Source organism: Marseilla massiliensis, from assembly GCF_016899855.1.
In the GTDB taxonomy this organism is placed as follows: Bacteria; Bacteroidota; Bacteroidia; order Bacteroidales; family Bacteroidaceae; genus Prevotella.
Window position 1 is genome coordinate 1 of the sequence record NZ_JACJJG010000085.1, and the last position, 11,093, is coordinate 11,093.

The 11,093-nt window shown below is 51.4% G+C and carries 9 protein-coding genes; 5 read left to right on the forward strand and 4 right to left on the reverse strand.

Annotated features, from left to right (window positions below):
• Positions 1-74 precede the first annotated feature (74 nt).
• From H6A34_RS11415 to H6A34_RS11430, 4 genes are all read right to left on the reverse strand, one after another.
• Entirely contained in the window at positions 75-1,013 is a 939-nt protein-coding gene (locus tag H6A34_RS11415; protein ID WP_205105620.1) for an NAD(P)H-dependent flavin oxidoreductase, read from the reverse strand.
• 255 nt (positions 1,014-1,268) lie between these two features.
• Positions 1,269-2,903: a hypothetical protein gene (locus H6A34_RS11420; protein WP_205105621.1), complete on the reverse strand. Its 1,635-nt coding sequence runs from the start codon at positions 2,901-2,903 to the stop codon at positions 1,269-1,271.
• A gap of 2 nt (positions 2,904-2,905) precedes the next feature.
• The gene (locus H6A34_RS11425) at positions 2,906-3,937 is read right to left on the reverse strand and encodes an HlyD family secretion protein (RefSeq protein ID WP_205105622.1); all 1,032 of its coding nucleotides are present in this window, start codon (positions 3,935-3,937) and stop codon (positions 2,906-2,908) included.
• 29 nt (positions 3,938-3,966) lie between these two features.
• Positions 3,967-5,286 carry a TolC family protein gene (locus H6A34_RS11430; protein ID WP_205105623.1) on the reverse strand — a complete coding sequence of 440 codons (1,320 nt, stop codon included), beginning with the start codon at positions 5,284-5,286 and terminating at the stop codon, positions 3,967-3,969.
• A 187-nt stretch (positions 5,287-5,473) separates the two neighbouring features.
• Here H6A34_RS11430 and H6A34_RS11435 point away from each other — a divergent pair, with 187 nt between their 5' ends.
• From H6A34_RS11435 to rfbB, 5 genes are all read left to right on the forward strand, one after another.
• Complete coding sequence (locus tag H6A34_RS11435; protein WP_205105624.1) at positions 5,474-6,346, forward strand: helix-turn-helix transcriptional regulator; 873 nt, start codon at positions 5,474-5,476, stop codon at positions 6,344-6,346.
• Positions 6,347-6,862: 516 nt separating this feature from the next.
• Positions 6,863-8,242, forward strand: a complete 1,380-nt coding sequence (locus tag H6A34_RS11440) for an MATE family efflux transporter (RefSeq protein ID WP_205105625.1) — start codon at positions 6,863-6,865, stop codon at positions 8,240-8,242.
• Between the two features lie 115 nt (positions 8,243-8,357).
• On the forward strand, positions 8,358-8,987 hold the full coding sequence (locus H6A34_RS11445) for a cytidylate kinase-like family protein (protein WP_021947609.1): 630 nt from the start codon (positions 8,358-8,360) through the stop codon (positions 8,985-8,987).
• Positions 8,988-9,106: 119 nt separating this feature from the next.
• Positions 9,107-9,625 carry a metallophosphoesterase family protein gene (locus H6A34_RS11450; protein WP_021947608.1) on the forward strand — a complete coding sequence of 173 codons (519 nt, stop codon included), beginning with the start codon at positions 9,107-9,109 and terminating at the stop codon, positions 9,623-9,625.
• Between the two features lie 161 nt (positions 9,626-9,786).
• The gene (gene rfbB, locus H6A34_RS11455) at positions 9,787-10,935 is read left to right on the forward strand and encodes a dTDP-glucose 4,6-dehydratase (RefSeq protein WP_205105626.1); all 1,149 of its coding nucleotides are present in this window, start codon (positions 9,787-9,789) and stop codon (positions 10,933-10,935) included.
• The last annotated feature ends 158 nt before the right edge of the window (positions 10,936-11,093 follow it).

Consider the following 11,093-nt stretch of genomic DNA (forward strand, 5'->3'; position numbering starts at 1 on the left):
GTTAATACTGAGATATAAAGCTCTTTATAAACCAGCAAGGCTATTTTTCTTAATTCTTAACTCTTAATTCTTAATTACATTATCTTTTCCTTCGCCCTTTCAACTCCGTCAACCAGTTCTTTCATTACTTCGGCAACGGGCCTGACGGCTTTTATAGCCGAGGCAATCTGTCCGATTTCGAGCTCCCCGCTGTCGATGTCGCCCTCGAATATGCCTCGTTTTGAGGCGGCCTTGCCCAATATGGCCCGCAGGTCGTCGGCAGAGGCACCGCCGTCTTCGGCCTCTTTCACTTTATCATATAGCGAATTCTTTATCAGTCGGGTAGGGGCTATCTTCTTGAGGCACAGCATCGTATCACCCTCTTCCGTAGAAATACATCTTTGCTTGAACGCTTCCGAGGCCGAACTCTCCTCGGTCAGGGCGAAGAGGGTGCCTATCTGTACGCCTTCGGCGCCGAGAACCATCGAGGCAAGGATTGCTTCGCCCGAAGCGATACCGCCCGCGGCGATGAGTGGCAGGCTTGTCGCGCGGCGCACCTGGGGGATTAGCGTCATCGTTGTTGTTTCTTCGCGACCGTTGTGTCCGCCTGCCTCAAAGCCCTCGGCAACGATTGCGTCAACTCCGGCTTCCTCGCATTTGCGTGCGAACTTACTGCTCGATACGACATGAACGACGGTTATTCCTGCTTCGTGGAGCATTGGCGTAAACTTCTTCGGACTGCCTGCGGAGGTGAAAACGATTTTCACGCCGCTGTCGATGATGAGCTTCATCAGGCGGTCTATCTCCGGATACATCAGTGGGACGTTAACTCCCCAAGGCTTGTCGGTGGCCTCTTTCATTTTGGCTATGTTTTCCTCAAGCGTCTCGGGGTGCATAGAGCCGGCTCCGAGCAGGCCAAGTCCGCCGGCGTTGCTCACCGCAGAGGCCAGTCTCCAGCCGCTACACCACACCATTCCGCCCTGTACGATAGGGTACTTTATACCGAAAAGTTCGGTTATTCTGTTCTTTTCCATAGTTCTTGTCCGTGTTTTTGATGAATGACTCTTATGCAAAGATAGTGTAAGTCGAGCGAAATGCAAAATATTTTGGCAAGGAAGTTAAAGGTGCTAAATAACCTCCTGATAGTCAGTGTGTTATGAACGACGTTTCAAAAGATGGCCTTTTGGCTTGTAAAAGGCCATCTTTTAGACGATGAAAGGCCACCTTTTGCGATTCGAAAGGCGGCCTTTTGGAAAAAGATTGATTATATATTGATAGAGCGACAATCGTCAGGCGGTTTCTCCCTTGTGGTAAGGCAGGATGAAAACAAGTATCACTGCTCCTGCGATAAGCAGCACGGTCTGTCCCGTTATGTCCTTCATCGCCACGATGGCGGCCTGCACCGTCACCCTGCCTTTAAGCGAAATGGTGGCCAGCTGTTCGGCTTCCAGCGTGCCTTTGCCGCCGGCCTGTCCTACAAGTTTTGTCATGGTGAAGGTCTGTGCGGCGGTTGTGTTCTCACGGTCAACGGTCTGCGCCAGCCGTGTGACGTAATGTTGCTGCCGCTCCGTAAGCCAGTTGGAGTATATCGAAGCGCCGACAACGGGCGCGATGGCGTTGCGCATCCATATCATCAGGAACACGTACGTGGCCAGATAACGTGAAGGCAGGCTCTTCATGCCGAACGCCGCCGCGAGCGAATACAGCATAAGCAGGCCCGTGAAGTTGAGTATCGTGGGCAGGGTCATGTTTTCCAGCAGTCCCGTCGTGCTGTACTGGAAGTACATGTACACGTCGGCCGACGCCATGATGATGAATGCCGTGGCGAAGATTGTGCGGAAACGCGCCTTGCGAAGCACCATCAGCAGAGACAGCACGAGGCCAATGAGGCAGCCGACGATGGCCCACCGGCTGATGAACGCGCCCTGCATGTTGTTTATCGGGGTGGCGATTTTTGCGAAAGCGGTGACAAACGAGTTGGCCGAATTGAACACCATGGCGAGTATGAAGAGCAACATCGACATCCATACGTTGCGGAACGTGAGCACCTCCGGCGGCAGGTAATAGTGCTCCCTGTGGCGGAAGGCCATGTACACGAACGCCCCGGCTGACAGCAGGAACACGGCAGTGGCGGCGCGGATGTACATCGAGTCGAACCAATCGAGCACGTTGCCATACACCAGCACGTAAGCCATTGAGCACAGCGCAGCGCCCATCAGCAGCATGTCGGGCACCATTGTCCACTCTATTTCCCATTTCTCCTTTTTCTCCTCGTCGGCCATCGTGAGCATTACAAGCAGCGAAGCCACGAGCAACATGCCGATGACGGCGTAGTAAGCGTCCTGCCAACTGTACTCGTAAGCAAAGCAGGCGGTAAGCAGATTGCTTGATTGCGAGATGATGAGGATGTAGAAATACAGCACAGGCATCAGGAAAGTGCGCTTCCGTTCCAGTCCGTACTGCACGTCGGCAGGCGGTTCGGCCGTCATCGTGAACATCGCCAGCGTATCCATTCCCGTCAGGTAAGGGGCTATTGTGAAAGTACAGTTGAGCATGACGGCGATACGTATGAAGCCAGTAAGCAGGCAGGTGGCCAGCAATACGGGCACCGACGTGGTGACGGCGCACACGTAATTGAGCGGTATCAGCATGAGGAAGCACCACAGATAGGTCTGTTTCGGTCTGCGAGCCTGCAGGAAGCGCACCATGAACGGCGGAAACAGGCACATCCCTATGCTTGTGAAGAAGCTGGCAAGCTGTATGTCCTCCGTCCTCACCGCAAGCCCGCCGGACATCTCGGCGACGTTGCACAGGTAGGCTCCGCCCGAGAACGTAGGCGGAATGAACATCAACAGCAGCACCAGTATGCCGACAGGGCGCGGCACGGACGGGCGGAACGGGTAGTTGTTTCTTTCCTTCTCCATGCTCAATCGTCTTTTACGTCCACTTTGATTTCACACATCATGCCGGCCGCCATGCGGCTGTTGTCGGTGGCGGAAAGGCTGCCGTTGAAGTCTATCCGGACGGGAACGCGCTGCTGAATCTTGACGAAATTGCCTGCCGAATTATCCGTTGGAACCATCGAATACTTTGAGCCCGTGGCCTGGCTGATAGCCGTCACCGTGCCAGCAAACCGCTTTCCGGGCATGGCGTCTACGGTTATCTCCACCTTCTGTCCCGGTCGGATACGTGCCATCTGGGTCTCCTTGAAGTTGGCAACAACCCACTTTTTGCCGTCGGGAATAAGCGTTGTGATTGTCTGTCCGGGGCTTACCAACTGGCCTTGCTCTATCGTCCTGCGTCCTAAGTAGCCGTCGGCTGGGGCGGTGATTACGGTGTACGACAGGTTCAGCCGCGCCATGTCGACCGCCGCTTCAGCGCGTTGTATGGCGGCGTCGGCGTTCTCTTGACACTGACTCACCTCGCTGACGGTCGACCGCGCGGCCTCCCTCTGCCTCTTGAGAGCGCTCACCCGGGCCTTTGCCATGTCCAATTCGGTCTTGTATTGCTCAACGATGACGGGCGTTGAAGCCTTTTTCTCCAGCAGCGCGCTGTACCTGCGGTAGTCACGTTCGAGCTTTTCCACGCGGAGTTCAGCCTCCTCAATCGACGCATCCAGCACCGTGGCACTGCTCGAAGCGGTGTTAACGCTGTTACCTATTACCTTCCGTCCGCTGCGTGCGTCCATCAGTTGCGCCTCCGCCTGCTTCAAGGCGATGGCGTATTCACGGTCGTCGATTATCAGAATGGTGTCCCCCTTGTGCACGAACTGGTGCTCGGTGAAGCGTATCTCCTTAATATATCCGGCCACCTTGACGTTCACAGGCGAGATGTATTGCTCCACCTGGGCGTCGTCGGTGCGCTCAACGCCGTTGTCGGTGAACATCGTCACTATGACCGTTGCTCCCGCGGCGAGCAGCAATATGGCCGCAGCCTTGCCAAAAGTCTTCTTTTCCATGATGTTATATGGTTATTTGTTATTCTGTTTTATTTGCTCAGCAGAGCCAGATTACCCGAAAGCTTGAGCAGTTCCAGCTGTGCTATGTTGTACTGATAGTGCGCCTGCACGCATGCGGCCTGCGCCGTGCGAAGCTGCATTTCGTCCTGAAGCAGGGCGGTCATCGAGGCTACTCCCTCCTTGTATTGTTCTTCTGTGACGTCATATACGGCCTCGGCCTGGCGGTAACTGTCGGTCTGCGTGCGGAACACTTCCATGTTGTGATGCAGCTGAAGCATGGCGTTGTCATAGCTTTCGTTTATCCGTTGCCGTGCCAGGCGTATGTTGTTGGCGGCTTGCAGGGCGTCGTGCTTGTACTGTCTTATCTGCAGTTTCCTTGCGTTTGTCTCGAAGATGGGTATCTTTACGGTAAGACCTACGAAGCAGTTGCCGAACCAATTATCAGTCGCTTCTTTTCCGTGGAAGAAGCAGTTGAACTCTTCCTGATAGCCTACGCCGCCCGCATAGGCGGTCAAAGATATGCTCGGAAGGTATCCCGCGCGTGTTGTCTTGATACGTTTCTCGGCCAAACGCAGCTCCGGCAGACCGTCGCTTACGCCGAAAGTCTGCACCGGAGTGATGTCGCCAGGCATGCGTTCAACGTCCAATGGATAGTCGGCGCCGACGTTCATCAGGAAGCGCAGGAGGTTGAGCTGCTGCCCGTAAAGGGTAAGATACTGGCTTCGCTGCGCCTCAAGGTTTTTCATGTTAATGCGCACACGGCTTAAGTCGACTTCCATTACCACGCCCTGGCGGTACAAGGCCTCGGTTATTTCGCACAGCTCAGCCATGCGTTTGATGTTCTTTTCCAACAGGATTTGCTGTTCGAGCGAGGCCTGCGCCAGGTAGTAAGTGCGGCTGATGTTCATCGTCAGGTCGTCAACGGCTTTCTCGTATGTCAACTGACTGATGCCCTCCACTGTCTTCGCGGCGTCTATCGCGGCATAGATGGTCTGGTTGAAGAGCGGCATCGAGAGCTGGATACCTGCGTTGGCGTTGTATTGCGTGCTTTTGATTGTCTGCCATGTAGGGTCGTCGGGGATGTCGTTTCCAAGCACAGTGCCCGTCGTAACGTTGACCGGACTCTTCAGGTAGTCGGTCAACTGGAACGTGCCTATTACCGTAGGCAGCAGTCGCGAGCGGCTTTGCGATAGCGTGGTGCGCCCCTTCTGCATGCCTATGCGGGCGTTGTCGAGCGTGAGGTTGTTGGCTATGCCGAGGGCGACACACTCCTTCAGTGACATCGTACGGCCTGCGCATGTGGTGGCGATGACCATGCAACATAGGATATGAATATATGAGCGTTTCATCGTGTAAGTGTTTTTTTACGTTGTTCTACGTTGCAAAGGTATGGCGTTTACATGTTACTGTCGCATACAATTTTAGCCTATGATTGTGCAATTTTCCAACTGCTATATGTTTTTTTACGCTGTTGTAGCGGTTATATGCATTTTATTTTGTTAATTTGCGGTATCTGATTATACAATAAACAAAAGCATGTTGACATACAAGAAGACATTGGACATCGACGAGCTTATTGCCAACCACGCCACGGTTTCGGTGCATAAGTACGGTTTTTTCCTGTGCAGGCAGGGGTGGGCGAAAATCCTTTTGGGCGCCAAGACATATAATATATCGCGTAACCACCTGTGCATTTACACCCCAAACACGTTTCTGCACATCCTCGAAAGGAGTCATGACCTGGCCGGAATACTCGAGGAAGACGACGTTGACGCTTATTATCCGGTGGTAAGCCTGATAGACATACGCAAGCGGTTAAGAATACGTGACGAGTCGTGCGTTGCCTTATCGGAGCGTGAGGCGGCGGAAATCGTTGCCCTGATGGACGTAATCGGCGACGCTAAAAGGCCACGTCCCATTTCCGCCGCTTACGAACGCCACGGCGACGGAACACAATATAGTCGGCAAGAGACCGTACCCCTGACAACCATACGCGACAACTACCTGCGCCATCTGTACTATGCGCTGTGCCTGAAAGTGCTTGACGTGTACTTCAGCAACACGCCGGTTGAGGCCGTACCGCAAGACAGGGACGACACCGTGCTTAACCGTTTTGTCATCTCCGTACACGAGAATTGCCACCGTCAGCGCACCGTAAAGTATTACGCCGATGAGCAACACCTGTCGCCATACTACTTTTCGTCTATAATAAAGAAGAGGAGCGGGCGCGCCGCGTTGCAGTGGATAGAGAGCGTAACGATGACTTTCATCCGCCAATACCTCAGGTGTACGGACATGAGCCTGAAGGAAATATCCGACCGAATGTACTTTCCCGACCAGTCTACGTTCAGCCGATACTTCAAGCACCATGAGGGATGCACGCCGTCGGAGTACCGGATGAGGCGGTAGCGTGAGGCTTTCCGCATATACGGAAATACCCTTGCGCATGCCGTGGGCGCATGTTCTGTCGGTAGATATGTATCGTATTGATAATCAGTGGCTTATGAAACGCAGTGTAAAACACGGCCTTTTGGAACGCAAAAGACCGTGTTTTACGTTCCAAAAGGCCATCTTTTACAAGATGAAAGATGGCCTTTTGCCGTTTATTGCCATACCACAAACTATCGGATAGACCTTCATCTGAAAAATAGAAACAGACAGTATGTATAACGGGTGGCGGTAAAATAAAAGACCGTTTTACTCTCTTTGATTTTGTTCTTCTCTCAATTTGAATAAATTTCTATCGCTCATAAAAGTATAATACATTATCCTTTTATTTCGCTTAACCGAAATTTTGCAGTAACTTTGGATAAGTTACGCTGCATTTCGGAAGAAAAAATAAAAGTCCGTTTCACTCTCTTTTATTTTGTTCTTCTCTCAATTTGCAGTAACTTTGCACCGGATTAAAGAGAAATAGAGATTTGTATGGATAACAAACAGGCAACACTTGAATTAGGAACGAAACCGATAGGCAAGCTGTTGGCACGCTACGCCCTGCCTGCCATCATTGCTATGACGGCCTCGTCGCTGTACAACATGATCGACAGTATCTTCATAGGTCAGGGCGTGGGGCCGCTGGCAATCTCGGGACTGGCCATCACGTTCCCCCTGATGAACCTCTCGGCGGCTTTCGGAGCCGCCGTCGGCATTGGCTCGTCAACATGTATTTCGGTGAAGTTGGGACAGAAAGACTATGCCATGGCCGAGCATATCTTCGGCAATAGTTTTACCTTGAACCTTGTGGTAGGTATAGCGTTCGGTCTTATAGCGCTGCTGTTCCTCGACCCGATACTGTATTTCTTCGGTGCGAGCGAGCACACAATTCCTTACGCACGCGACTATATGCTGGTGATATTGGCCGGCAACGTCATCTCACAGACGTTCCTCGGAATGAACGCCGTGCTGCGCGCGGCCAGCAAGCCAAAGCAGGCTATGGCGGCGACTATACTTACCGTCATTCTGAACATTGTGCTTGCACCTATATTTATATGGGTGTTCAACATGGGAATATTCGGCGCCGCGCTTGCAACAATAATCTCGCAGGGCGTGGCTTTGGCGTGGCAGATCAAACTGTTCAGCAACCAGGACGAGATACTGCACTTCCAGCGGGGCATTTACAAGCTGAAGCGCGACATCGTGAAGAATATCGCCGGCATAGGCATGTCGCCTTTCGCGATGAACGTGTGCGCCTGCGTGGTGGTGATATTCATCAACGCCGGCCTGTCGCATTACGGCGGCGACCTTGCCGTAGGCGCCTACGGTATTGCCAGCAAGGTGTCGTTCATCTTCGTTATGGTGACTATCGGCCTTAACCAGGGTATGCTTCCGATAGCCGGCTACAACTATGGCGCGCAGCGTTACGACCGACTGATGAAGGTGCTCAAGTACGCTATGATTACCGCAACGGTAATAACATCTACGGGATTCATCATTGCGGAGTTCTTCCCTTACCAGTGCGCGCGGCTCTTTACGACCGACAAGACGCTCATCGACATGTCCATCGAGGGTATCAGGATACACATGCTGGCATTCCCGATAGTAGGTATGCAGATGGTTATCACCAACTTCTTCCAGTGCATAGGCAAGGCCAAGATCAGCATATTCCTGTCGTTGTCGCGCCAGATGCTGTTCCTCCTGCCATTGCTCGTCATTCTGCCGCCCATCATGAGGCTTGACGGCGTATGGACGGCAATGCCTGTTTCTGACACCATAGCCGCCATCGTGGCTCTTGTAATGATGGCAAGGTACATGAAGAAGTTTAAGAGACAAATGAATGTAAGTATTCAGCAGACAAGTGACAAGTGACGAGTGACAAGGAGATATGTTTTCAGCAGGAAGTCAAATTGTCTGCTTTATTAAAAGAAGCAAATCTCCTTGTCCGCTCGTCAGCTTGTTACTTGTCAACTAAAAAATAAAAGCTATGGACGATAAAAAAATAATAATCAACGTCGGAAGGCAGCTCGGAAGCGGCGGACTGGTAATAGCCAAGAGGCTTGCCGAGGATTTCGGGTGCAACTTCTACGACCGTGAATTGCTGAACCTTGCGGCTAAGGAGAGCGGTTTCAGCGAAAAGTTCTTTGAGCAGAACGATGAGAAGAAAGGCTTTTTCCGTATGCTTTTCCACATGCATACACCGTTCGTGTCAGACAATAACTTCTACAACAACAAACTGTCGCAGGAGAGTCTGTTCCAGTTCCAGAGCGATGCGATACGCAAGGCCGCCGCAGCCCATTCGTGCGTGTTCGTTGGGCGTTGCGCAGATTATGTGCTTCGTGACTTCAAGAACACGGTAAGCGTGTTCGTTACAGCCAACCTCGACGAGCGTATAGCCCGTATATGCAAGCGACATGGATGTGACGAGGCTGAGGCGAAGAAAATCATCGAGAACAAGGAAGGCGCACGTGCGTCATACTATAATTATTATACCGGTAAGCAATGGGGGCACAGCACGTCTTACGACTTGTGTATCAACTCGAGCATTCTCGGTATGGACGGCACGGTGGAGTTTATCAAGGAATTCATAAGGAAGAAACTTGAAATAGGGTTGTGAGGTCATGCGGTAATAAGGTTATGCGGTTTTTTATGACTGTAGATAATGACCTCGTTGTTTCAAAAAGTTGCAAAACCTTAAAACCGTAAGACCTTATAACCTTAAAACCGTAACAGAACATGAAGAGAATCGGCATAATCAGCGATACACACTCTTACTGGGACGACAAGTACCTGCACTATTTCGAGCCGTGCGACGAGATATGGCATGCCGGCGACATCGGCTCGATGGAAGTTGCCGAGCGCTTGGCTGAGTTCAGGATGTTCCGTGCCGTGTGCGGAAACTGCGACGGAGGCGACCTCAGGAGGATGTATCCCGAGCTGTTGAGGTGGAAATGTGAGGACGTTGACGTGCTCATGAAGCATATCGGCGGATATCCTGGTAACTACGACGCGAGCATTCGTGCGAGGATATATGCCAGTCCGCCACAGCTCTTCATAAGCGGACATTCACACATCCTGAAGGTAAAATACGACAAGAACCTTAACCTGCTGCACATCAATCCCGGTGCGGCCGGTCTTCAGGGATGGCATAAAGACCGCACGCTGGTAAGGCTGACGGTAGACGGAAGCGCGTTTAAGGACCTTGAAGTCGTGACACTTTCTGATCCAAGAAAAGACCATCTGCACAATATTTAGGCATAAGCCGGGTTATATATAATAAATAAGGTCTTGCGGTTATAAGGTCTTGCGGTTATGCGGAAGTTACATCAACATAGTCAATTTGTAATCTTCCGTTAGTCGCATAAACGTTAAACCCTATGACCGTAGCACCAAAGAACCTCAAAACCGAACTATATATGAAGACATATCTTGTTACGGGAGCTGCCGGATTCATAGGCTCCAATTTCGTAAAATATCTCCTTTACAGGAAATATAAGGATGAAGACATTAAGGTAATAGTGCTTGACGCGCTGACGTATGCAGGCAACTACGGCACGATAAAGGATGACGTAGACGGCAAGAGATGTGTGTTCGTGCATGGAGACATACGCGACCGCGAGCTGGTTGACAGCCTTTTTGCCGATAACGACATTGACTATGTTGTCAACTTTGCCGCCGAAAGCCACGTTGACCGCAGCATAGAGAATCCCCAGCTGTTCCTTGAAACCAATATACTCGGCACCCAGAACCTGCTCGATGCTGCCCGCCGTGCGTGGGTGACGGGCAAGGACGCTACGGGATACCCTACATGGAAAGAGGGCAAACGCTTTCATCAGGTCAGCACAGACGAAGTTTACGGCTCGCTTGGAGCCGACGGTTATTTCACCGAAGAGACCCCCTTGTGTCCCCATAGTCCGTACAGCGCCTCTAAAACAAGCGCCGACCTTATTGTAAAAGCATACCATGACACATACCACATGCCCGTAACAATTACTCGTTGTTCGAACAATTACGGGCCGTATCACTTCCCCGAGAAACTCATTCCGCTGATAATCAACAACATCCTTGAGGGCAAACCGTTGCCAGTTTACGGCAAGGGTGACAACGTGAGAGACTGGCTTTATGTGGAGGATCACTGTAAGGCAATAGACCTTGTTGTGCGTGAAGGACGTGACGGAGAGGTATATAACGTTGGCGGACACAACGAGATGAAGAATATCGACATAGTGAAGCTCACCATAAAGACCATCCACGACATGATGGCTGAGGACAAGGGCTTGCGCAAGATACTGAAAAAGCAGGTCATTGATGCTAACGGCGATATTGACATTCGCTGGATAAACGACAACCTGATAACGTTTGTCACTGACCGTCTCGGCCACGACCAGCGCTACGCCATCGACCCGACGAAAATCAAGAACGAGCTTGGCTGGCTGCCGGAAACTATGTTCGCAGACGGTATCGTCAAGACTATCCGTTGGAACTTGGAGCACCAGGATTGGGTAAACGAGGTTACCAGCGGTGAATACACCAAGTATTACGAACAGATGTACGGCAACAGATGAAATAAAAGCAGACAAGTTGACAAGCAGACGAGCGGACAAGGAGATTAGCCTTGTTGAATGGTATGGCTTAGAATAATCTCATTGTCCGCTCGTCTGCTTGTCAACTTGTATCTTTAAGAAGAATATGGATATACTTTCACAAGAACTTCAGGACTTTC

Bases quoted from the DNA above. Each gene is read 5' to 3' on its own strand.
- H6A34_RS11445 (WP_021947609.1), top strand. From the start codon at position 8,358: ATGGACGATAAAAAAATAATAATCAACGTCGGAAGGCAGCTCGGAAGC.
- H6A34_RS11420 (WP_205105621.1), bottom strand. From the start codon at position 2,903: ATGGAGAAGGAAAGAAACAACTACCCGTTCCGCCCGTCCGTGCCGCGC.
- H6A34_RS11430 (WP_205105623.1), bottom strand. From the start codon at position 5,286: ATGAAACGCTCATATATTCATATCCTATGTTGCATGGTCATCGCCACC.
- H6A34_RS11425 (WP_205105622.1), bottom strand. From the start codon at position 3,937: ATGGAAAAGAAGACTTTTGGCAAGGCTGCGGCCATATTGCTGCTCGCC.
- H6A34_RS11435 (WP_205105624.1), top strand. From the start codon at position 5,474: ATGTTGACATACAAGAAGACATTGGACATCGACGAGCTTATTGCCAAC.
- rfbB (WP_205105626.1), top strand. From the start codon at position 9,787: ATGAAGACATATCTTGTTACGGGAGCTGCCGGATTCATAGGCTCCAAT.
- H6A34_RS11415 (WP_205105620.1), bottom strand. From the start codon at position 1,013: ATGGAAAAGAACAGAATAACCGAACTTTTCGGTATAAAGTACCCTATC.
- H6A34_RS11450 (WP_021947608.1), top strand. From the start codon at position 9,107: ATGAAGAGAATCGGCATAATCAGCGATACACACTCTTACTGGGACGAC.
- H6A34_RS11440 (WP_205105625.1), top strand. From the start codon at position 6,863: ATGGATAACAAACAGGCAACACTTGAATTAGGAACGAAACCGATAGGC.